This is a genomic window from Paenibacillus sp. QJM3NY_38, assembly GCF_056173265.1.
The window spans coordinates 106,793-129,687 of sequence record NZ_CM149665.1 but is presented as its reverse complement, the minus strand read 5'-3'; the positions used below and the strand labels follow the sequence as shown (position 1 = coordinate 129,687).

Sequence of the window (22,895 nt, the reverse complement as noted above, 5' to 3'; positions counted from 1 at the left end):
GTTGTATACGCCAAAGCTATAGCCACGGCTTCAGCCCCTCCCACTGCACCGTCCAGCCGCTTGCCGGAAATCCCGGGCCGTTCGGGTCCTCCTCGCCTTCCCAGCCGCAGGCCATCATGGCGACCGCCGTAAGCAGTCCGCCGTTACCCGGCAAGTAAGCGGATAAGCCTGGGCGCTGATAGTTATGCCCGTTTGGCAAATACGTGTTTTTCATTTCGTCCATTAACAGAAAATCGACAGCCAGATCGCGTTCGCCGAGCCGAGCAGCGGTCATGGCGCATACGGGAAAATCCCATCCCCAGGCCGTCTCCCATTTCCAAGCATCCTTAACCTTCCACAGTGTACGCCGCATGGTTTCGCGGTCGATCAGCTTGCCGGGAAGCACACCTAATGCGCACAGCATGGACGGGTGGTCATGATTCTTCTCCGTAAACGTGTCCGGCGCAAACTCATGCGCCAGGTAAACGCCGTCGAGTCGGGGCGGTGCCGCCAGATTGCTTGCTACCTCGGCCCAACGCGGATTCGGCTGAATTCCCAACCGATCAGCCCACTTTATAGCGATATCAAGGCCGTATTTCCAATACTCCAGCTCGTAAGGCGGGTTCGCGCTTGCATTCATCGGATGACATTCTTGAGCCGGAATGAGCGGCGGTCCAAGATCGAAAGCGCCTGTTGTCTCATTCCAGTGAACATAGGAAACCATAAAGTCAGCCGATTCAAAGACGATGTCACGGAACCGGCGCAGCGTTTCTTGTGCTGAGTCGGCCTTATAGCACAGCTCCGCCATGGCGATCGGATGCGGCTGCTGCCAGATCAAGCCCGGAGCGACCGGCGACGGGCACGGGATGCCGTCAAAACCGACCATTTTCGGCCAGCGCGCTCCCTCGTATCCCTGGGATAGCGCCAGTTCGCGGGCGAACGGCAGTATGGCGTTGTACCAGTCCAAACTTCTCCGCAGGATGGGAGCCCGGCCCCATAGCGCGAAATGGGCGGCATGCCACCAATGCATCTCCAAATGCGATTTGCCAAACCAGCTGTTATACATAAGACCGGTCTCCTGGGGCGGCATAGAGCCCCCACTGTGAATGGCGCATAACCATTGCGACAAGACAACGCGTCGCTCCAGCTCAAAGGCTCGCGGATCGGAGCTGCCAGCGAAGCTGACTGCACCGCCGCTCTGCCAAAAGGATGCCCAGTGCCGGACGCTGGCCGGAACGATGGCCTCAAAGTCAGCTGCACCGGGCGACCCAGCTGCAAAGCCGACGGAAAACGCCAGCTCCTCCGAAGATTGATCAGGAGATTCGCCGGGAAACAGCGTAAATTCATGGGTTTCCGTCTGCTCCAACCGGCCAGAGCTCCAATGCCAGCGGACCGAATAACGTTCTTCGTCCAGCGTCCGCTCAATCAAGGCCGTTCCTTCCTCCTGCCGGACGAGAACGGTATCATGTCGTTGATCGTTTTCCCAATCGGGAAACACCGATTTCGACCAAGACGAATGCGTCATATCCGGTGCGGGGAAGCGGATAAATACCTGAAGCCGCCCTTCCCGGATGAGGGGCGAGACAACCCGCACGCCTATAATATCAGCATCCGGGTGGCACGCCGTCGTAACTTCGACCGGCACGCCGCGAATTTCGAACTTGCTCGATAGAATGCCCGTCCACAGATCGAGGTTTTGACGGAATTGGCCTGCAGCGCTGTAATCGAGCTCTTCTCCCGCTTCGTCCAGAAATCGGAACGACAGCCGGCCTAGGTGAAGACGGTGGGGATTTTGCCGCAGCCATTGGTAAGCTTCCGGCTTATCCCCCGGCTTCATCGGATAGCCGACCTGCCGGCCGTGGGTCTCGAACATCTGCAACGCTGCATCCTTCGCGGAGAACCTTTCGCGCCCCCCCGTAAAATGCCAGCCCCAGTTCGACTGGGTGCCAAGCGGCACCTCGTATTGTTCTGGAAATGTCTGCAGCCCGGTAATATCTGCGGTAAACGCAAATTCCCCGTTGCCTACCGACAGTGGCGAAAGCGGATCTAGCCTGTCGAATTCAGGATTATGCCGCCTAACAATCTGCTCTCTCTCCATCTCCATAGCTCCTCCCTTCCCGGCCCTTCATTCAAACAAGGCGTCTATCCGGGTTCTCATCATATCCCGGTATTTGCCCGGGGTGATATCCTTGAATTTGCGGAAGCTGCGAATGAAGCTGTTTTCATGCTGGTAACCGACCATTTGGGCGATATCGGATATTTTGCGGTCGGTTTTGACCAGCAGCTCGCTAGCCCGCTCCATCCGCAGCCGGGTTAAGTAGTTATAGATCGTTTCGTTTGTTTCCTGCTTAAAAAGCTGGCTGGCCAAGCTGCTGCTGATGCCGGTCGATTCCGCAATTTCCGGAATGCCGATCGGATCGCCGAGGTGCTGCTCCATGAATTCAATCATCCGCTGGCACATCAAAAAATCCTTACTGCCGATTAAACGGCGGTAGCGGTCGGCCAAGGCCGAAATCAGGCCGGAAAGCTCCGCCTCGATATCTTCGATGTACAGCGTGCCCAGCCGACCGGCCGGATCCCCCTCGGAACCATCGTCGCCGGGGCATATCCCTTTAAGACGTTCCAGCAGCGCCTGAAGCAAGGCAAGCGCCTCCGAAGGATACCAGTAATGGCTGCGGATATCGCCAATAATACGCCCAAGCAGCTCTATAGCCCGCTCCCCATCACCGGTCTCCACAGCCGTCATCAACTCCCGCACGCCATCTTCCTGCGGCTGTATATCCGTCACCTCGTGACTGGATACATCCTGAAACGGCACGAGCTGACCATACCCTTTATATAAACGGTAGGTTAACGCATTCTCCGCTTCCAGCATGGCCTGCTTTAACCGGCAAACCTCACTCTGTGGCATGCTCACGCCGGCGGATACACTGAATTTCAGCAAACGGGACACCGTTTCGATCGCCTCGACCAGCGGAGGCCGCGTTTCGCCGCTCCGCGGCTGCAGCAGGATAGCCATCCGATCCGCCCCAAAATCGGCGCAGGCCACCCTCCATTCGGGCTCATGCAGCTCTGCCATAATATTGGCGAGCGCAAACTTCAGCAGCGAGTGGTCACTGGCCGGAAATCTGCGCGACCACGAATCGTAGCGGTCGATCGACAGCACCGCTACCGTGACGGGTGCATCCGTCCATTCCGCGAAATATCGTCTCCACTTCTCGCGAATTTCGCGTCTGCCGCTCATATGACCCGAGTGAATGTCATACAGAAACTTGGAAGCCGCATCGGATATCGTCTCGCGGATCAACTGAGACAGATGCGCATGATTGCTGAGCAGTTCGCCGGCCAGCTTTTCCAGATCGATGCGATCCGGGCTGGTCGCTTTCCCGTCGTAGGCACTGAACAGCTGCTTAAGTCTGCGCACCGGACGAAAGGCCGCGGAGTTTACGTATAGAATGGTCAGCAAGCCGAGTGCAAGTGCCGCCACCGATACATACAGCACCGTGTCTCGCACCTTTTTGGACTGGGCAAGCAAGCTGTCCTGGGAGACGATGGATACGTATTTCCATCCGGTCAGCGGCGATTCGATCTGGTTGACCAGCAGCTTCCGCCCCTCATGGAAAAAATCGCCGAAGCGGTCCTCCTTCAGCTCGTGCAGCGCCTGCCTCACGGCTTCCGGTTTGAATTCCGAGTTCGAAACCGAATAAAGAATGTTGTTATGCTGGTCCACGATGTACCTCATGCTGTCGAGCTGCGACAGCGCCGGCGGGTTTAGTTTTGCGAATAGTTCCGCATCCCGCAAATTGACCGCTACGACACCTCTTAATCGGCCCTGGATCATGATTTTGCGGAACAGCGTCAGCTCCGACCCTTTATTGCCTGCTCCCTCCGGGACATGCCTTTTTCGGATGATCATCATGTCGTCCCCGAATTCGTCAGCGATACTGGTCCATTCGGAATCCACGAAGGTGAGCCTGCTAGAGCTATACCCCTGCGGAAGCGAAATAAAGCTTCCCCGCTCGACATCGTATACGTATATGCTGTTAATGTATTTCGAATTGCTGATCCAGGTGGATAGCAGTCGGTACAATGTCGATATATTGGCCACCGAGTTCTGATTCTCGCTAGTCAGAAAATCATAGATATAGTCATTCACCGCGACCTGGACCGCAATTTTGTCGCTCTCCCGGATTAAATCGTCAATATATTTCATACTGATCTGCAGCATTTGGTGCTGCGGCTCGCTGAGCTCTTCCTGAAGCACCGATTTGGAGGTGTAATATGAGGTCAGGCTGACGGCCAAAATGATCATAAAAACGGAAACGGTCAAAATGAGCACCAGCCGCGCTTGCGTATGGGCCAGCGTGTATTTTAGCCACTTGCCGATCGATTGGAACATATCAACCCCCGCTTTACTACCAGAATGGTTCCATTATAGCTCACGATCCGCTCCTGCCGTCACGTAAACTTAAGCGTTTACAATATGGTTTGACCGCATGAATTCAAGAAGCTCGACCCCGGCCAACAGCACGATGCCGATTCCGTGCGTATCATTCAAGTTCCACGATAAGTCGTGCTTGTAATAAGCATGGGAGGTTGACCAGCTGCTGCCCTTGCACACACCGTACACATTTCCACTGCGGTCGATGGCTCTGCTGGTTAAACCGTCCCACCCCGCAATGGCAGATTTCAAGTACGGATCCGGATTCTCCAGCCAGCCATGGCGTCCCCCCCGCGCCAAACCAAAAATAAACATTGCGGTACAGGAGGCTTCCTCATAGGATTCAGGGTCCGTCAGCACTTGGTGCCATAACCCATGCATTCCCTGCACGCAGAGGTATCCCTCCGCCAGACTGCGATAAAAAAGAAGCAGTTCCACATAGTCGGGATGGCCGACCGGAAGCACGGCAAGCAGCTCTGACAGTGAGAAAAACACCCATCCGTTGCCCCGTCCCCATACCGTCCGGGAAGGCTGCCCACGACGTACATCGTATACGTGCGACATTAACTGCAGGTCCGGCATGTACAGGTATGACTTATACAGCAGAAGCTGGCGTGCCGCTTCGTCCAGATAGCGGGAATCGCCGGACAGCTCAGCGTATCGGCACAGGAACGGTACGCTCATGTACATGTCGTCGCACCACATCGTCAGGTGCATGCTTGGGGAAACGCCGACCTCGCGATAAAGCGCCCCGTCCGCAAGACGTGATTGTGTATCCATGATGTACCGGGCGATATCGTCCGCTGCCTTGCGCACCCCTTTCAAGGATCGAATTCGGTCTGCAAGAATGGCTAGCGCGCCAAATGATCCGCAATCGTCCAGACTGTCAATGTCGGACAGCTGGTTGTTCAGCCCTGCCGCACCGAATTCCGCGCGGTCCCACAAGGAATACTCGTAATGGCCCGCGGTAAACTCGACGTGGCGGAGTACATATTCCTGGATGTCCAGGCGATTAAGCAGCCTTCCCGTTCCAGCAAGCCGTACATTGTGACGCCGAGCGGATAATTCCAGCGGCCAAAAAGCTCATTCTCCAAAAACGGCCTCACGTACGCTCCCGGTTCGCTCCCTGTCCAGAACAGTCTCTCTCCGCCGTCAACAGCGACCGTGTCCAGACCAAAATAGTCGGACAGCTCAAGATCGGCTTCTGCGCTGAACGGACCCAGATAAAGCCACTCTCCGGTCAAGCCGTGCACCCTTCGCGGAGCGATCAGCATCCCTTCAGGCGATGCTTCGCCGATCTCAAACCCCCAGCCCTCTGCACCGCATTCGCAGCGTGCGGTAAGCTCCCCGCGGCCCGGAGGCACATCGATGACGATACTGAACGTGCCTGCCTCGCGGCTGGCGTAAACCTCCCTGCCGTTCCATTCAAACCGGACCGGGCCATAGGAGGTTCCCGACAAAGTCACCTTCTTGGCCGCCAGGGTCCGGTTGACAACGGCAGTCCAGGCGTAAGCGGCATACCCCGGCTTCCGCCCGTACATTCTCCACATCGGGCCGCGATCTGCTTCCCTATCGTGTTTTGCAAGCACGGGCAGCCACTGTGCCCCCGTCCATGATTCGCGTTCCATTGAATCGGGGATGCGGGCAAGCGCCCGGTCCAGCGGCACCGTCACAATCCATCCTTCCTCACCTTCCCGCTCCATGGAAGGAGCCAGAAAGTGAAACGGCTTGTTCTTGCGGTTGCTTGTGCCAAATACCGCTCTGCAGCCGCTTGGGCCCCGGCGGAATTCCAGAACGAAGTGATTCCACCCCTTGGTAAGCTGAATCCCCAGCTTCAGGGGCAATCCGTCCGCTGTCGCTTCTTCCCCTGGCGCCGATCCGAACCGCTTCCGGCCGTTATGGTACAGCCGGACATGCCCCGTCCATTCCATCAGAAAGGGAAAGCTCTGCGGCTCAGCCGCCCACAGCTTCGTCCAGGCGTAGACCACCTGGCTCTCCGTCATTTCGGGGAACATATCCGCGATGGGGAGCTGATAGCGGTGGTCGGCCCGCTTGCGGATCGGACTCTTGCGCGTCACCCGGTAAACCGGTGCATGAGGCGGATGGTCACCGACATAACGCTGGGCAATGACCATAAGCGCATGCTCAATGTTACTGCCCTCTGTTTGGGAAGCCAGGCTTTCCGCCGGGTCAAAATATCCTTTATCGTTCAATAGGCTCACTCTCCTTCCACCCGCCCAGAACATCCGCTATCGCCACCGGACGGTGTTCCTTCACGGAACGCCACACGGCTTCCCCCGCTGCCACAGAATAGGCGCCATCCACAGCACCGGACAAAATCGGGAACGGCCTTTCCCGGTTCTCACCGAGAAACAGGTCATTCAGCAGCAGCGGGTCGCCTCCCCCGTGGCCGCCTTCCCGATGAACGACATGGATGGTTTCCTTGGAGCCGAACAACGGGAAGTAGTCGATCGTCTGGACCGGCGTCGGAAAAGGGGTTCTGGACGGAGCATGGTACTCCATCGTCTCCAGCCGGCCTTTCGTACCGTTGATCGCCAGGCGATACCCTTCATACGGCAGCGAAAAGTTGACGGAATAACTGAGCAGTGCTCCTCCGTCGTATTTGACGGTGGCCGCATACGTATCCTCGATGTCGATCTCATCATCAAAAATACACCGGTCCGGGCGGTAGCCTGTATAAGGGAACTGCGGCCCTCCGCTCTCCAGCAGACCGAGATGGTCATCCGGCACATGACTTGCGTTCCAGCGTGAGTAATAGGCGCAGCGGCTGGCTGAGAGGCAGGTTCCGCAATGACGACCGGCTTCTTTGCCGGGATTAAGCTCCCCTTCAGCGCCGTAATAATGGAGCGCCCCGTAGGCGAAGGCCTCTACCGGCTTCTGTCCGATCCACCAGTTCACGAGGTCGAAATGATGCGTGCTTTTGTGGATGGAGAGACCTCCTGACATTTCGCGCCGGCGGTTCCACCGTTTGAAGTAGCTGGAGCCGTGATATGTGTCCAAATACCAGTTGAGATCGACGGATGTAATCCGACCGAGCCTACCTTCCCATACCATCTCTTTGATTTTGGTGTGAATCGGGGTGTAGCGGTAATTAAACGTGACCGTCACCGAGCCTTTGCTCACCCGCTCCACATCCAGCACACGCCGGGCGTCCTTACCCGTCGTGACCATCGGTTTTTCCGTGATGACATCCAAATCCCTTTCCAGGGCGGCAACAATATAACGCGCATGCGTATCGTCGCGCCCCGCCACGATGACCACATCCGGCTTAGTCTCGTCGATCATCTTCCCGAATTCCTCTTCACCGTAAGTTGCAACGGCGGTATGTTCGGGGAAGCGGGAGCGATACAGTTCGAAGCGGGCCGGATCACAGTCCAGCATGCCGACCAGGTCGCAGCGCCGGGCATGGGTCGTCAGAATCGGCTTGGCGAACATGCCGAGCGCACGACCGCTTACACCGCATATGGCATATTTCTTTTTCACTGTATGATCACATCCTTGAGTACCATTCCTCTACCCTCTTCGTCACTTCGTCTCCCCCTGCCTTATACCAGCGGTCGACGAATTCATCGAACTTCTCCAGCGGCCATTCGCCGATAACGATCTTGGTTACATACTCCTGAAAGAGCTTATGCGATTGGATATCCGGGAAGCCTTCATACACCGTACTCGGAAGTCCGTCTCCGGCGATCCGCTTCGCGTCTGCGGTACTTACCTCGAATATATCCTTCACCATCTGCTGCATGTCTTCCGGAATCGTCTCCTGAATCCGAATGTCCATGTCCTCCTTCGTTGTCAGGTTGCGCATGCCAAGCGCCAGCGGACGGCTGTCCTCTGCCGGAAGCAGCACTTTTTTGCCGTCGACAACTTCATGCTGCTGTCCTTCGATGCCAAAGCGGATAAACTCGTCATTCGACCGATCATAGAAGAAATCGAGCAGCTTCAAGGCTGCAGGGGCTTTATCCTGGGCCTTTGCCGGAATGATCCACTCCGGCTCGCCCATGCTCTTCTGCGTGACAAAGCCCTCAAACCCGTCGGCCTTTGGAAGCGGCATGCCAACGATATAAGCATCTGGTGCTTTTTGCTGCATGGCTGTAAACCGGTCGCGCAGGTTCGCGGGAAGATGGTACCAGCTGCCAACCAAATTGTTATTGATTTTCGCCGTCCATACATCACCCTTGTTCAGAAACGTCTCATTGTCCAGCAGCTTCTCGTCATATAACTCACGGGCAAATGCAATGGCTGCCTTCATATTGTCCGTTACGCCGGCATACTGGATTTTATCGTCGTAGACGTCCCATTCCGGATTCCCCTCCCACATCGCGACACCGAACATGGCAAACAAATGATCCATCCATTTGCCGAATTCGCGGCCTGTTGTGGGCAATTCGTCCTTCAGGCCGTTGCCGTTCGGGTCTTTGTCAAGAAAGGCTCGCAGCACCTCCTTGTATTCCTCCGTAGTCTTCGGCATGGACATGCCTACCTTGTCAAGCCAATCCTGACGGATAAGCGGTGCTCTTTCCGGAACCAGGAACACTTTAGGCACATAATAGATTTTGCCGTCCGGTGAAGCGGATCGAACGACATCCCATGCCTCCTGCGGGATATTCTTCCAGACATTCGGGGCATACTGGGGCAGCAAATCGTCCAGTGCCAGCGCACCTCCTTGGCGGATCAGGGTCTGCTCGATCCCGCCGATCGGGCGAAGAATATCCGGCAAGTCGTCGGATGCAATCATCAGATTGAGATATTCAGTCGGCTCCGAGCCCGGCGGGGTCGTTACCAGCTGATATTCCACGCCGGTCCGTTCCGCCACATATTGGACATGCGGATTATCTGCACCCGGTATCGTGCCGACACCCATGTGGCTTTTGAACACCTTTACCTGTGTAAGTTCTTGATTTCCCTCCCCACTCTGGCCCGATTGCGATTCGCCGTCGCCCTTGCCGCCGCAGCCAAACAGCATGACTGCCGCAAGTGTCGCCGTGAGCGCCGGTTTCCATGCCCCTTTTTGGAAAAACCATTTCGACATGAGTAAATCCTCCCCTTTTTCGGATTGGTAGTTATATCAAACCGGCCGTAAGACCGATTTCATATCGCATGCCTCGCTTTGCTTTATTCCTTTAACGAACCCAGCATGGCCCTTTGACAAAGTATTTTTGCAGATACGGGTATACCAGAATGATCGGAATGGTAGCAAACAGGATTGTTGCCGCTTTCAATGTTGTCGTGTTGAAATCGTAATCCCCAAGAAACAGATTGACCGCAGCCAGCTCCTCGGGAGACTGGAGGTATGCTCTCAGCTTCATTTGAAGCGGCCATTTCTCCGGGTCCCTTATAAACAGCACGGCACGGGAGAAGGTGTTCCAATATCCGACTGCGTAAAACAGACTGACCGTCGCCATGACCGGTTTGGACAAAGGCAAATACATGCGGAACAATATGCCGAACTCGCTGCATCCGTCGATTCGAGCCGAATCATCCAGCTCACTGGGAATGCCCATGAAAAAGGTCCGGATAATGATCATGTTAAACGTCCCAACCAGGCCGGGAATAATGAGCGCCCACAGGGAATTCATCATGCCAAGCTCGCGAACGGTCAAAAAAAACGGAATCATCGGCGCATTGAAAATCATCGTTAACACAATGCCGAACATGACCTGTTTGCGGATCAGAAATTCCCGTCGTGAGAGCGGGTATGCCGTCATGACCGAAAACAGCATGCTGAGCAGTGTCCCGGCGATCGTAATATATACGGTAATCCCAAAAGATGTCCACAAGCCTTTATTTTTTAATACATGCTCCCAAGATGCGGTTGTAAACTCCACGGGCAGCAGGAATACTTCCTTCGAATCGGCAGCTACCGGGGAGCTGAGCGATACGGCAAGCAGTTGAAGAAGCGGGAACAGCATCGTCACCGCAGCAGCGAACAGAAACACATAATTCAGCATCTGAAACATTTTTTCTCCGAATGTCGCTTTCATCACCACAACCCCTGATCCGTTTTTCTGGCCAATCGGTTAAAAATCCACAGCAGTATAAACCCAATGACAGACTGGAACAGCCCGATGGCCGTCGTCATGCTGTATTGCCCCTGAAGCACACCCGCACGATAGACGTATGTCTCGATGATATCCCCAACCGAGTACGTCATCGGTGTCAGTAAATTGTAAATCTGATCGAAGCCGAGCTCCAGGAAGTTACCGATCTGCAGCAGGAACAGCACCAGAATCGTCGGAAACATGGTGGGCAGCGTAATATAGATCGTTTGTTTCCACCGGCTCGCTCCATCCATGACAGCTGCTTCATATAAATTCGGATTGATGCCGGCGATGGCAGCCAAATAAATAATCGTGCCCCAGCCAACTTCCTTCCAGATCGAGGACAGGACGACAATCCCTCGGAAATACCGCTCCTCCTGCATGAACAGAATGGGTTCGTAGCCGAACCAGTCCCGCACCGCATTCACAACGCCTTGGTTGGACAACAGCTCGAAAACGATCCCGCCGACAACGACCCATGATAAAAAGTGCGGGAGATAGAACATGCTTTGCACAACCCGCTTCGCCAGCATGATGCGGATTTCATTGAACAGCAGAGCCAGCACGATCGGGGCCGGAAAACCAAAAACAAGCTGATAGAAAGCGATCACCGCCGTATTGCGCAGCACGTTGTAGAAATCCTGATATGAAAAAATAAACCCAAAGTTGTCCAGGCCCACCCACGGACTGCCAAGGATGCCTTTGAAAATCTGATAGTCCTGAAATGCGATGACACTGCCCGCCAGCGGTACATATTTAAACACAATATAATAGAGAATTCCGGGAATGATCATGAGATACAGCATCCAATGCTTGCGGATGTTGGCTATGTACCGGTTGCGGGATGTCCCTGGGTGCCGGGCGGTTGTCAAATCCTCGCGCTTTATTTCGGGTGACTGGGCTGCCATCGTATTCGTACCTCCTTTTCGTCGATATGGTCGATGTAACGCCAATATTAACGGCTTCCGGTATATCGGCACAATCGTTCAATCCGACACGCAATGAGCAGATCGCCGATTCTTCCCACAACTACGCGTACCGTGTACCCATGAATGGACTTGAAGTCGAACTTTAAATTAGGAGAGGAGCAAGCAAAGGGAGGGAGGGTAAAAAGGATTTGTTGATGGGATGGAGGATGGGTTTGGTTGCATCCGGAAAGAAAAAAACCAGCTACCTGCAGCAATAGAGAAGGTGGCTGGTTCTTCATTCAGATGTTGTTATGAAAAACATATAAATTAGTGTTAAGACGACCATGACCGCAAGTAAGCCATAGATGAATTTGTATGCTGCTCTCTCCTGTTTCCAATATCATTGCAACTAGTCTAACATTCAGGGCTTAAACTCGGTAAAATCTACAAAACGGCTTGTCCATGAACTGCCTCATCACAAATCGTTTGTTTCGTTATACAGCCGAGCCACCGTCTATTGTCCCTCCGTAGATTCAGCGAGATTCTCGAGGGTGGACCTCAAGCCTTCATCGTGATCTTCCTTCCGTACGCCTTCGGGCACATTCTCACACACGATCGTGACTTGGGTGCCTTCCGTAAGCGGCTCCAATGCCCATGTCATCTTCATAAACCCCGCATAATTGGGATCCTCAGACTCAAATTCGACCAGCTGCACAACCTTCTCATCATGAACAAACTCCAGAAACTTTCCTTCAATGACGTCCGTATTGTCCGAAGACTTACCGGGTGCCGAGTGATCGGTATCGTTATAGGTGAGGATCATTCGATAAGTCCCACCCTCGCGGGCATCAAACGTGTCGATATGGCCTGTCATCCCTTTTGGCGGAAGCCACGAAGCCAGCGCCTCCGGATTCAAGAATGCCTGATAAATCGTAGACGGCGACGCCATAATAACACTTGATGCCGTATCGGTTCTCTTCTTGCTCGAAGCATTCGTCATGATGTAACCCTCCTTAATGAATTTGAATCTACCTTGAGTTTACATCATAGAATCGCCGAGGATTTCTTCTCAATTACTCAGCAAGGCGTTCCCGTAGGGGAGCCATTCGAGGGGGACACGCCCACGCGAAAAAGCAAGCCGACCCCGATAGCCGAAGGCTTAGGTAGGGGAGGCTTGCTTTTTCTTCAACAGCCGAGGGGCGAATAGCCTCGGCTAATATATGGGCGGACAAGAGGCCACGAGGGCGTCCCCGCAGGGGAGACCGAGTGGTGGCCGGGCACAAGCACCAGCCCCGCCCATATCCTCATACCCACTCCGAACACCAAAGTTCCGGGTGTCCAGAGGGCAGCGCCCTTGGGGCCCTCCCTGGCAGGGAGGGTTTGGGTGGGTGGACTATTTCACGAATCCCAGCAGCATCTCGCGAATCAGCTTCGCAGCCACGATCTGGGTCTGCTCGGTCGGATCGTAGATCGGCGCCACTTCCACGAGATCGCAGCCAACAACGTTCACGTCGGAGTTTGCAATCAGATGTACGGCTTCCAGCAGCTCTTTTCGACGTGATGCCGCCGGCTTCTGCCGTACCGGTGCCCGGTGCGGCAGACGGATCCAGCACATCGATGTCGATGGTCACGTAGACCGGACGGTTGCCCATGGAAGGCAAAGCTTCCTTCAGCGGAGCGGCTACCTCGAACGGGTAGAAATTGATGTTCTCGCGTCCGTATTGGAACTCCTCGCGGGAGCCGGAACGGATGCCGAACTGATAAATGTTCTTGCCGCCCATGATGCCCGCCGCCTTGCGGACCGGCGTGGAGTGGGACAACGGCTCTCCCTCGTAATGCTCGCGCAGGTCGGCATGGGCATCGATATGGATCAGAATGAGATCCGGATACTTCTCATACACCTTCTGAATAATCGGCCACGATACGAGGTGTTCTCCGCCGAGTCCGATCGGGAACTTCCCGTCGTCGAGCAGCTTGCCTACATAATCGCCGATCACTTCAAGACTGCGGCCGGCATTGCCGAAGGGCAGCATCAGGTCGCCTGCATCGAAATACGTCATATCTTCAATGCTCTTATCCAAGTACGGGCTGTACTCCTCCAAGCCAACGGAGGCTTGGCGGATACGGGCCGGGCCGAAACGGGAGCCGGGACGGTAGCTAACCGTGAAGTCCATCGGCATACCGTAGATGACAGCCTTGGATCCTTCATAATCCTCGGAGCTCAGAATAAACACATTGCCGGAATAACCTTGATCCAGTTTCATCAGTTTATGCGCGCCTCCTTATTTCACCAGGTCTTCTACGAATTTCGGCAGCACGAAGGCGGCTTTATGCAGACGAGGCGAATAGTACTTCGTATCCATCTCATCAATCGTGGACTCGTCCACTTCAAGCGGATCGTACGTTTTGCTGCCCATCGTAAAGGTCCACAGACCGCTTGGGTAGGTTGGAATGTTCGCTCCATACACACGCACGATCGGGAAGATTTCCTTCACGTCTTTGTTGACCTGCTGAATCAGGTCCGCTTTGAACCACGGATTGTCCGTTTGCGCCACGAAAATACCGTCTTCCTTCAGCGCCTCATAAATCCCTTGATAGAATCCGCGCTCAAACAACGGAGCAGCCGGGCCTACAGGCTCGGTGGAGTCCACCATAATGACGTCGTATTCGTTCTTATGCTCGATAATGTGCATATATCCATCGTTAACCAGCACTTCAACCTTCGGATCGTCCAGCTTGCCGGCGATCTCAGGCAAGTACTGCTTCGAATATTCAATAACTTTTCCATCAATTTCAACGAGTACGGCCTTCTCTACGCCCGGATGCTTGATCACTTCGCGAATGACGCCACCGTCTCCTCCGCCGACGACAAGAACCTTCTTCGGATTTGGATGCGTGTTCAGCGCGGGGTGAGCGACCATCTCATGATAGACGAATTCATCCTTAATCGTAGTCATAACCATACCGTCCAGCACGAGCATGCGCCCGAATTCCTCGGTATCGATCATATCCAGTTGTTGAAACTCCGTCTTCTCATGTACAAAAGTCTCCCGGATTTTAGCCGTGATGCCAAAAGTCGGGGTTTGCTTCTCTGTGTACCATAATTCCATCGTCACTACCTTCTTTCCGCTAGAATAATGTTCAGCCGTCCAGATCCAAGCCGTAAAACTTTATTCGGGGCAGATGCCTTTAGCTTACAGTTTCACACTTTTCCTATTGTACCAAACAAATTAGATTATATTAAATCAAGCCCAAATTGCAACCAAAAGTTCCAGATCGCACGGACAGAAGCAAAATCCTCATGGATTCCCATGAATATCCTGCCCGCTCCAGCCCCATACTATATAGAAAAAGAAGGCAGCCGAGGAGAATTTGAGCACATCTCCATTTTTGGCGGCACAAAGGCCTTGATTCTACAAAAGGACTGGAAGGAGAACATCTGATGCCGGGGCAAAAAAAATCACCCAAGCGCAAACGTCGTTTCGTCCGGCTTGCTACATTTCTGTTCGTACTCCTTGGCATTTCCATCATCGCCGGCGGCATTCTGCTCGCCTATTTATTTATAACGCCGCTGCCGGTCGCGGAAACATCCCGCTACTCCCGTCTGCTCGACAGCCAGGGAGATTTGATCGCCACATTCTCAAGCACGGGACATACATCCGAGCAAGTGAACCTGGCGGACATATCCCCCCTCCTGATTCAGGCCACCTTGGCGGTGGAGGACCGAAAATTCTATGATCATCCCGGGTTCGATATGAAGGGCATGGCCAGGGCCGTGTTGGTCAACCTGCAGCATATGGATCGCAAACAGGGAGCGAGCACGTTAACCCAGCAGCTTGCACGAAACTTATACCTATCTCATGAAAAAACATGGACACGAAAACTCAAGGAGGCCAAATTCACCGCCCAGCTTGAGATGAAATATACGAAAGATCAAATTCTCGAAATGTACCTGAACGAAATTTATTACGGCCACGGCGCTTACGGCATCGAGTCGGCGTCGCTGCTGTATTTCGGCAAATCGGCAAAAAACCTGACCTTGGCCGAAAGCGCGATGCTGGCCGGCATTCCGAAGGGGCCGACGTATTACTCGCCGTACAATCATATGGACAACGCGGTCAAAAGACAGCAGATCGTCCTGAATGCCATGGCAGAGACCGGATTCATCACGGAGGCCGAGGCGGATAAAGCCGCTTCAGCCAAGCTTGCCCTGCTCCCGCAGGATCGGCAGGAGAATAAAATAATTGCCTCCTACTTCCGGGACTATGTCCGGGGGCTCGTCACCAAGCAGTTGAACATCACGGACCAGCAGCTCGAACAGGGAGGCTTGAACATCTATACCACCCTGGATCCGCGGGCCCAGAAAGCAGCCGAAGAGGCCGTATCCGAGGGCATGGACAGCAAGAGCGAGCTGGAGACGGCACTCGTATCCATCGACCCGCGAAACGGCCACATCAAAGCTATGGTCGGCGGTAAGAATTACCGCGAGAATCAATACAACCACGCGTTGGCCAAAACCAGGCAGCCCGGCTCCTCCTTTAAGCCGATTATGTACTTAACGGCCATCGCGTCCAAAGAAATGACGAGCACCAGCGTGTTCAACAGCCAGCCTACCCTGTTTCATTACGATAACAATCGCAAAACGTACCAGCCCAGCAACTTCGGCGATAAATATTTAGGCGAAATCCCCATGCGGGAAGCCATTGCCGCCTCGGATAACATCTATGCCGTGAATACCATCATGAAGATCGGCCCGGATAAAGTCGCCGACATGGCGAAAAAAATGGGCATCACGAGTCCGCTGGAGCCTGTCCCTTCGCTGGCCTTGGGCACCTCGCCCGTCAGCCCGCTGGAAATGGCCTCCGCTTATGCCGTCATGGCTAACAGCGGCAAGCGAGTCTCCCCTGTCGCCGTGCTGAGCATCACCGACGCAGCCGGCCGCAGTTTGTATACGGCTCCGGAAGAGGAAGGCGAACAAGTGGTTGAGCCTTCTGCAGCTTACGTGATGACGCGCATGATGGAGGGAGTATTCGAGACCGGCGGAACGGGTAACCGCGTCTCCACCCTGATGAAACGGCCGGTGGCCGGGAAGACGGGCACGACCGACACCGACGCCTGGCTCGTCGGATATACCCCGGAGCTGTCGACGGCAGTATGGGTCGGATATGACAAAGGACGGGAAATCAGCAAAGTCGACGGACGGCGCGCAGCGCCGATCTTCGCGCAATATACGGAGAAGGCACTGGAGAACGTGCCGCCCAAGATTTTTCCGATCCCCGATGAAGTCGTCAGCGCGTATGTAGATCCGAAGACGGGTAAGCTTGCAGGCGCCGGCTGTCCGGACAAAATGCTGGAGGTTTTCGTCAAAGGGACGGAGCCTACGGAGTATTGCGACGAGCATGAAGGCGGGGAGCCCGCCAAGAAGGCTAACCCTTCAGATGCTGCCGAGAAACAGGAGGAACGTTCCTGGTGGAAGGATTTCAAACGATGGTGGGTCGAATAAACGGATAGCCGTCACGTCAAAAAAACAGCACGCTCTTTTTCCGGACGTTGCCGATAAAGAGCGTGCTGTTTTTCTTGTTTTTCGCGATTCATTATGTAGATGGCTACTTATAAAATGCTTATATATTCGATCATGGAGCTGCCCAGAAGCACGATGACAAGCATGACTGCAACGTAGACCAACAGGATCGCATACAGCGGATCCAGACCGCCCGCCACTCTTCTCTTGTAGCCGGTCATGACGCATAACGGCACGGTCATCACGGTGCTGATGAACGCTAGAAGGATGATAACCTTGGATATATCGCCATTCAAAAACAGGAACAGCAGACTGATCGCATACAACACAAGGTATAGCGGCAGCAATGTGCCGAATCTGGCCATGACTTCTTTCAGCTTCGCAGCCGGGTTAAATGACAGCTTGACTGCAGCAAAGGTAAAGACGTTCAGCAAAAACAAGAAAATCGCAATCCACACAATAGGCTTCAGGACAAGATCTACAAATGCCCCCTCCGGGAGTCCCTGCAGTTCGTGATGAAGCGCTGCGTACAGCGCAAGCGGTAAGAACACAATATAGAGCAGCATGGACACGATTGCGTTTAAGAACTGGCTGTTGTCCGTTACGGCAGCTGCGCTGAATGGATGCCTTAGTCCTTTCAGGAAATGGTCCCCATAGAGCTGCCCATACAATTTTATGCTGGTCCAATAAGGATTCGGCCCCTCTTCCTCTTCGCCCTGCTGGCGGCCCGCTGTAGGAAATGAAATATCCGGCGGAGTATACACCGGCAGAGCAGCTTCCCCTTGGCGCACATGAGGAATCTCCCTATTTATGCTGCCGCCTTGCCTGGCGACGCCGTAAACTTCCGACGCAGCGGCTTGCTCCTTCATGGCAGCAAAGACGGGAGAATCCTCGATAATCAACCTGGCCCCACACTTCTTGCAATACTTCCCATCTCCCGTTTCATATCGACATATTGGACAAGACATACTCCGGCCTCCCCTGTTTATACACATCCGCAAATCGAAGGATAGGTATTAGATAATGTACACATTCGAGTCGAAACGATGGCCCGTACAGGATGTGATGTTGGCACTTGGGCGCAGACTCTTCCTGTGCAGATTTTACATCTTTTTGCTAATAGTATAAGTTGGCGTGAAATGAAATGGAAGGATTTTCTGAGAGGGCCGCTGCGCCTAACCGCCGGAATTGGTTCATATGATATGACTTGCCGAATCATAAGCTGCGCTGTGAAAAGCTTGTGAACAATCAAATATTCGTTTGAATATCATATGTAAATCGGGTATATTATGACTAACAATCAAATCAACGTTTGAATATATAGAATAAAGAGCACTTATTGCTCCTATTTCAAGGAGGTTGTTCTTATGAATGCCCGAACGATGAACGAGGACGTGGCTCTGGAGCTGTGTGAAACGGAATGCCCTTCAACCGAGAGGGTTGCTTTGTTAAAAGAAACGGTTTCGGATGATGATATGCTCGGCATGGCCGAGATCTTCAAGGCGCTGGCCGACCCGACGCGGGTCAAGGTAGCCTATATGCTGGACCGCGGCGGCGAGTTATGCGTTTGCGATGTGGCTGAAGTTCTCGGAAGCTCCACGGCTACAGCCTCCCATCATCTGCGCACGCTAAAGAACAAGAATATCGCCAAATCGCGCAAGGCTGGCAAGAATGTATACTATTCGCTAAAAGACGACCATATCCGGACATTGCTTCATATGACGCTGGAGCACCAGAAGGAGAGGGTGTAGATGAGCACGGACAACCATCAGCAACCCAAAACATCTCCTAACGCAGGTGGCAGCAAACTTGTTGAATACAAGGTTCAGGGCCTCTCGTGCCCGAACTGCACCCGTGAAATGCAAGAGGAGATCCAGAAGCTTGACCATGGAGGCGACGCGCGGCTGAGTTATAACAGCGGGAAACTGACCCTTTCCCCCCAGGTGAACCTAAGCCGGGTAGAAACCATTTTGAAAAGTGATGGAGCCCGTATCGTTCACGCTCCCCAAACAGCCCTTTCGGCTGCCGGCGCAGATGTTCAGTCCGCCTCTTCCTCGCACGCTCATGGTGCGTCAGAAGAACACGACCACGAACATGGACATGAACACAGTCATGGCAACGAACGAAAAATGAAGTGGCTGCTGTCCATCTCGGCTGCGTTTTATCTGCTAACTTTTCTATTGGAAGGGAAAGCCGCCGAACCGGTCGTGATCGCATTATATGCAGGTGCCATGATATTGAGCGGTTATACGACATTTTTACGTGGACTGCGCAACCTGACCCGCTTCAAATTCAATATGGATACCCTGATGACCGTTGCCCTCATAGGTGCCGTCATTATCGGGGAGTGGCGGGAAGCCACGCTGGTTGCCATTCTGTTTGGTCTTAACGAGCTGCTGGAAGGATACGGCATGAATCGGGCTCGGCAATCGATGGAAGCGCTGCTGGCCGCAGCCCCCAAAGAAGCGGAACTATGGAAAGACGGTCAAACCCAGCGCGTGCCGATCGAGAGTCTCACTCCCGGAGACGTTGTCCGGGTAAGACCTGGGGAGAAGATCCCTTCCGATGGAGCCATAACCCAAGGAACCGGGGCGGTGAACGAAGCCGCCATTACCGGGGAGTCGGTACCTGTTACGAAACGGGAAGGCGATGCTGTGTTTGGCGGCAGTGTCAGCACCGATGGTGTGCTCTATATCGCCATATCGAAGGCCTATGAGGATTCCTCCCTGGCCAAGATCATGCATCTTGTACAGGAGGCACAGGACAGCAAGACACCGACAGAGCTCTTCATCGATAAATTTGCTAAATACTATACTCCCGCTATTATGATCATCGCACTGGCGGTTACGCTGATTCCTCCGCTGCTGCTGAATCAGCCCTGGATGACCTGGATCTATCAAGGGCTGTCCATCCTCATTGTCGGATGCCCTTGTTCGCTTGTCCTTTCCTCTCCGATTGCATTGGTCAGCGGGATGACCCGCGCGGCACGCAACGGTATTCTGATCAAAGGCGGGGTCCACCTGGAGCAGCTTGGCCGGTTGGAAGCCATCGCTTTTGACAAGACGGGAACCTTGACCAAAGGCGAGCCTGCCGTCTATGCAGAGACGGTATATGATGAAACCAAATTTTATGCCGTTGTAGGCGCACTGGAGCAATCGTCACTCCATCCGTTGGCTAAAGCCGTCATGAAACATCTGGAGATCAAGAATCCGCAGTGCATGTTCAATGAACCTCAACAGATAACGGTACTGCCAGGCGAAGGCATTCGGGCTGAAGTTGGAGGGAAATTGTTCTGGGTCGGAAGCGAGGAAGTGCTGAAGCATGTGAACGGCCAGCAAGATCATATCCGTGCCGTGGAGGATGACATTCGGCGCATGAAGGCCCAAGGTTATACGATTGTTGCTGCTGTAAGCGAGGATCGCGTATTAGGCCAGTTCGGCCTTGCCGACGAGATCAGACCGGAGACGGCAACCGTCGTCCGCAAGCTTCACGAGGCCGGTATCACGGATACGGTCATGCTGACAGGCGACCATGAGCAGTCCGCACAGGCCATCGCGAAACAATCCGGTGTAGCTCGGGTATTCGCAAGCCTCCTGCCGGAACAGAAGGTTGCCAAGATCAAGGAGCTTTCTTACCGCAAAAAAACCGGCATGGTTGGCGATGGCATTAACGACGCCCCTGCATTGGCCGCTGCCGATCTGGGTATCGCAATGGGGAAAGGGACTGACAGTGCCATAGAAACCGCCGACGTTGTATTGATGCAGGATCACCTTGGCAAGCTGCCGGGGGCCATCAAGACGGCAAGACGGGTCAATCAGATTATCAAGTGGAATATCGGACTTTCCTTGTCGCTGAAGGCTATTGCTTTGCTGCTTACGATCCCGGGATGGCTGACCCTTTGGATTGCAATCATATCGGACATGGGCGCCACCATTATCGTTACCTTGCTTGGTCTCACCATCCTGCTCGGCAAGGATCGGGAGCTGAAATCAGGATATTAACATAACCGGAGCTTCGCCCCTTTCAGGGCAGCTCCGGTTTTTTAGTTCGTCCTTTGGCCACTAGCTCTCATCTTACGCCATCGCATATATCATTTTTTACATGATTTTGCGATAGGGTGAAACATTTCCCATTATTTAGTCGTTTATATAGGCGGGAGTGTAAACCTTAAGGAGGAACTGATATGAAATCCGTGCAACTCATCAAATTAGCAGGTACCGCATCCATAGCCATGTCTTTATTGCTGACGTCGTCATCGCTCGCAACGATCCCAGCCCATGCGGCAGCAGCTTCCACATCACAGAGCAAGGCAAACTGGAGCACGCTGGATGTGAAACATAAACCATATACGAATAAGGGCGTCGTATTCATTCCATTGAAGGAAGTTTCCGAACAACTGCAGCTGCAGTTGATGATCCCCGGGAAAAAAGAGCTGTATATTAACAGCCCGACACAGTCTGTTCGCATTATCATCGGTCAGTCGCGCGCAGTCAATGCCAAGGGGACCCCTCTTAAGCTTGAGGCGGCTCCGGTCGTAAAGAAAGGCGTGACTTATGTTCCAGCCAGTCTGATTACCAAAGCTTTCGGCATCCCTCTGAAATATGACAGCAAATCCGGGCTTAGAACGACCTTTGATGCTTGGTCAAAATACGCCTATGCTTCCAAGGCCAATATGCTGTTCTGGGTAAATCGCGAGAATGGTATGCTGTCGATGGGTAAAGCCGGATCCACGCCAGCCCAGGTTGGTATAATTCCGGTTGAGGAGATCGATCAAGTCAGCTTAAGCGCACATCGCATCAATAGCAATACCTATGTGGTCGACTTGTCCAATTATTACGGCGAACCTCATATTCATGAGGGAAGATACCGGGTGCTTATACAGGACAAGAAAATCCTGAAGCTATCCAAAACCAATCATTCCAATTTTGCCGGGATCAACTACCATCCGGACCAACTCAGCTACAAAGGCAATATTGCCATGATGAACGGCAGTACGCTTGAGCTGGTTCATCCGATGGGCAAAACGGTCAAAACTTATGACCTGGCCGCGCTCACGGGAGTAAAGGATAGTTTTATCGTAGAAGCGATTGAACAGGACTTCCTGCTCGTCCGACCTTACACGAAGGCGACCCTGTATATCGTCCATCCGACAGGCAAGGCAGCCGAGCTTATCTATCCTGAGCTTCTGGACGAGGAAACCATCAAGGTCATTGAGGAAATGCCGCCGAATGAGGTGGGCTTCATTGGTGACGGCCTTACGTATCTCGGATATGCCGGCGGCAAGCTGACGTTCCAATACAACAATCCGTTTCTCGATCAAAAAGAAAAGCTGACCTACACCCTTCCATTCTAATCGTTATGCAAATAATAGAAGACCGGCCGGATTCATTCACGAATCCAACCGGTCTTCTTCATGTTCGTCGCTTTTTGGAAAGGCTGCTTTAATTTATTGTATCATTCCGCTGTCTGAAGAGCTTCCCTGAATTCTTCCGGCGATGCATTCCACCATTCCTCGTTACGCGAAATCAGCAGCTCGCGCAGTGCCTTCTTCTCGACGTCGCCAAGACCATCCAGAATGATCTTGCGCTTCATCGCCGCATCCATTTTATTCACATGATCGGCGAGGATCTTCCAACCGCGACGGGCCTCGTGGTCGATCCACATTTCACAGGCGGTCATGCCTGCATAATGCTGTCCTTCCGCGGTACGATCAACAGCCACCCACACGATCCATACCTGGCGTCCATTGGGCACTTCATCCCGGTTCATGCTGAAACGGATACCCTTCTCCACCTTACTCTTGGCATGCATGGCCCCAATATCCACTCGGGCCTCGCCATTATCGATAATGACGGGTGACAGACTGTTCAGATCGATGGAGCCTGATCCAAACCCTTTATGCTTACTCTTGCTATTAATAATATTCAAAGCAATCGGTTTCTTCGCACCCTGCTTCTGCTCTTCATTCTCCACTGCTGCCGACC

The 22,895-nt window shown here is 53.6% G+C and carries 15 protein-coding genes and 2 pseudogenes; 4 read left to right on the top strand and 13 right to left on the bottom strand.

Annotated elements, in window-relative coordinates; genetic code table 11:
• Nucleotides 1-16: 16 nt before the first annotated feature.
• The 11 genes and pseudogenes from AC0VZ8_RS00590 to speE form a co-directional block, all read right to left on the bottom strand.
• On the bottom strand, nucleotides 17-2,083 hold the full coding sequence (locus AC0VZ8_RS00590) for a glycoside hydrolase family 65 (protein WP_475485723.1): 2,067 nt from the start codon (nucleotides 2,081-2,083) through the stop codon (nucleotides 17-19).
• Nucleotides 2,084-2,104: 21 nt separating this feature from the next.
• Nucleotides 2,105-4,378, bottom strand: a complete 2,274-nt coding sequence (locus tag AC0VZ8_RS00585) for a helix-turn-helix domain-containing protein (protein WP_475485722.1) — start codon at nucleotides 4,376-4,378, stop codon at nucleotides 2,105-2,107.
• Between the two features lie 69 nt (nucleotides 4,379-4,447).
• Nucleotides 4,448-5,365, bottom strand: a complete 918-nt coding sequence (locus AC0VZ8_RS00580) for a glycoside hydrolase family 88/105 protein (RefSeq protein WP_475485721.1) — start codon at nucleotides 5,363-5,365, stop codon at nucleotides 4,448-4,450.
• Nucleotides 5,329-6,633, bottom strand: coding sequence for a hypothetical protein (locus tag AC0VZ8_RS00575; protein ID WP_475485720.1), 1,305 nt, complete (start codon nucleotides 6,631-6,633; stop codon nucleotides 5,329-5,331). Before AC0VZ8_RS00575 ends, AC0VZ8_RS00580 begins: the two co-directional genes overlap by 37 nt.
• Entirely contained in the window at nucleotides 6,623-7,924 is a 1,302-nt protein-coding gene (locus AC0VZ8_RS00570; protein ID WP_260069600.1) for a Gfo/Idh/MocA family protein, read from the bottom strand. The genes AC0VZ8_RS00575 and AC0VZ8_RS00570 overlap by 11 nt, the downstream gene beginning before the upstream one ends.
• A gap of 7 nt (nucleotides 7,925-7,931) precedes the next feature.
• The gene (locus tag AC0VZ8_RS00565) at nucleotides 7,932-9,473 is read right to left on the bottom strand and encodes an extracellular solute-binding protein (protein ID WP_260069599.1); all 1,542 of its coding nucleotides are present in this window, start codon (nucleotides 9,471-9,473) and stop codon (nucleotides 7,932-7,934) included.
• 83 nt (nucleotides 9,474-9,556) lie between these two features.
• Nucleotides 9,557-10,425: pseudogene (locus AC0VZ8_RS00560) on the bottom strand (carbohydrate ABC transporter permease).
• The gene (locus tag AC0VZ8_RS00555) at nucleotides 10,425-11,390 is read right to left on the bottom strand and encodes an ABC transporter permease (RefSeq protein ID WP_475485719.1); all 966 of its coding nucleotides are present in this window, start codon (nucleotides 11,388-11,390) and stop codon (nucleotides 10,425-10,427) included. The pseudogene AC0VZ8_RS00560 and the gene AC0VZ8_RS00555 overlap by 1 nt, the downstream one beginning before the upstream one ends.
• A 514-nt stretch (nucleotides 11,391-11,904) precedes the next feature.
• Nucleotides 11,905-12,390, bottom strand: a complete 486-nt coding sequence (locus AC0VZ8_RS00550) for an SRPBCC domain-containing protein (RefSeq protein ID WP_475485718.1) — start codon at nucleotides 12,388-12,390, stop codon at nucleotides 11,905-11,907.
• Between the two features lie 393 nt (nucleotides 12,391-12,783).
• Nucleotides 12,784-13,654, bottom strand: a pseudogene (gene speB, locus AC0VZ8_RS00545) (agmatinase).
• Nucleotides 13,655-13,672: 18 nt separating this feature from the next.
• Nucleotides 13,673-14,500: a polyamine aminopropyltransferase gene (gene speE / locus AC0VZ8_RS00540; RefSeq protein WP_012818360.1), complete on the bottom strand. Its 828-nt coding sequence runs from the start codon at nucleotides 14,498-14,500 to the stop codon at nucleotides 13,673-13,675.
• A gap of 332 nt (nucleotides 14,501-14,832) precedes the next feature.
• On the opposite strand from speE, the gene AC0VZ8_RS00535 reads away from it, so the two are divergent.
• Nucleotides 14,833-16,893, top strand: a complete 2,061-nt coding sequence (locus tag AC0VZ8_RS00535) for a transglycosylase domain-containing protein (protein ID WP_475485717.1) — start codon at nucleotides 14,833-14,835, stop codon at nucleotides 16,891-16,893.
• A 107-nt stretch (nucleotides 16,894-17,000) separates the two neighbouring features.
• On the opposite strand, the gene AC0VZ8_RS00530 is transcribed toward AC0VZ8_RS00535, so the two are convergent.
• Entirely contained in the window at nucleotides 17,001-17,879 is an 879-nt protein-coding gene (locus AC0VZ8_RS00530; RefSeq protein WP_475485716.1) for a hypothetical protein, read from the bottom strand.
• Nucleotides 17,880-18,278: 399 nt separating this feature from the next.
• On the opposite strand from AC0VZ8_RS00530, the gene AC0VZ8_RS00525 reads away from it, so the two are divergent.
• The 3 genes from AC0VZ8_RS00525 (at nucleotide 18,279) to AC0VZ8_RS00515 (ending at nucleotide 22,264) form a co-directional block, all read left to right on the top strand.
• Nucleotides 18,279-18,662 (top strand): ArsR/SmtB family transcription factor, encoded by a 384-nt coding sequence (locus AC0VZ8_RS00525; protein ID WP_009595554.1) that lies wholly within the window; start codon nucleotides 18,279-18,281, stop codon nucleotides 18,660-18,662.
• The gene (locus AC0VZ8_RS00520) at nucleotides 18,663-20,912 is read left to right on the top strand and encodes a heavy metal translocating P-type ATPase (RefSeq protein ID WP_475485715.1); all 2,250 of its coding nucleotides are present in this window, start codon (nucleotides 18,663-18,665) and stop codon (nucleotides 20,910-20,912) included.
• Nucleotides 20,913-21,094: 182 nt separating this feature from the next.
• The gene (locus AC0VZ8_RS00515) at nucleotides 21,095-22,264 is read left to right on the top strand and encodes a stalk domain-containing protein (protein ID WP_475485714.1); all 1,170 of its coding nucleotides are present in this window, start codon (nucleotides 21,095-21,097) and stop codon (nucleotides 22,262-22,264) included.
• A gap of 101 nt (nucleotides 22,265-22,365) precedes the next feature.
• Here the strand turns inward: AC0VZ8_RS00515 and AC0VZ8_RS00510 are convergent, their stop codons facing one another.
• Entirely contained in the window at nucleotides 22,366-22,884 is a 519-nt protein-coding gene (locus tag AC0VZ8_RS00510; RefSeq protein WP_475485713.1) for a YwhD family protein, read from the bottom strand.
• Nucleotides 22,885-22,895: the final 11 nt, after the last annotated feature.

Bases quoted from the DNA above. Each gene is read 5' to 3' on its own strand.
- AC0VZ8_RS00590 (WP_475485723.1), bottom strand. From the start codon at position 2,083: ATGGAGATGGAGAGAGAGCAGATTGTTAGGCGGCATAATCCTGAATTC.
- AC0VZ8_RS00585 (WP_475485722.1), bottom strand. From the start codon at position 4,378: ATGTTCCAATCGATCGGCAAGTGGCTAAAATACACGCTGGCCCATACG.
- AC0VZ8_RS00565 (WP_260069599.1), bottom strand. From the start codon at position 9,473: ATGTCGAAATGGTTTTTCCAAAAAGGGGCATGGAAACCGGCGCTCACG.
- AC0VZ8_RS00555 (WP_475485719.1), bottom strand. From the start codon at position 11,390: ATGGCAGCCCAGTCACCCGAAATAAAGCGCGAGGATTTGACAACCGCC.
- AC0VZ8_RS00550 (WP_475485718.1), bottom strand. From the start codon at position 12,390: ATGACGAATGCTTCGAGCAAGAAGAGAACCGATACGGCATCAAGTGTT.
- speE (WP_012818360.1), bottom strand. From the start codon at position 14,500: ATGGAATTATGGTACACAGAGAAGCAAACCCCGACTTTTGGCATCACG.
- AC0VZ8_RS00535 (WP_475485717.1), top strand. From the start codon at position 14,833: ATGCCGGGGCAAAAAAAATCACCCAAGCGCAAACGTCGTTTCGTCCGG.
- AC0VZ8_RS00530 (WP_475485716.1), bottom strand. From the start codon at position 17,879: ATGTCTTGTCCAATATGTCGATATGAAACGGGAGATGGGAAGTATTGC.
- AC0VZ8_RS00525 (WP_009595554.1), top strand. From the start codon at position 18,279: ATGAATGCCCGAACGATGAACGAGGACGTGGCTCTGGAGCTGTGTGAA.
- AC0VZ8_RS00520 (WP_475485715.1), top strand. From the start codon at position 18,663: ATGAGCACGGACAACCATCAGCAACCCAAAACATCTCCTAACGCAGGT.
- AC0VZ8_RS00515 (WP_475485714.1), top strand. From the start codon at position 21,095: ATGAAATCCGTGCAACTCATCAAATTAGCAGGTACCGCATCCATAGCC.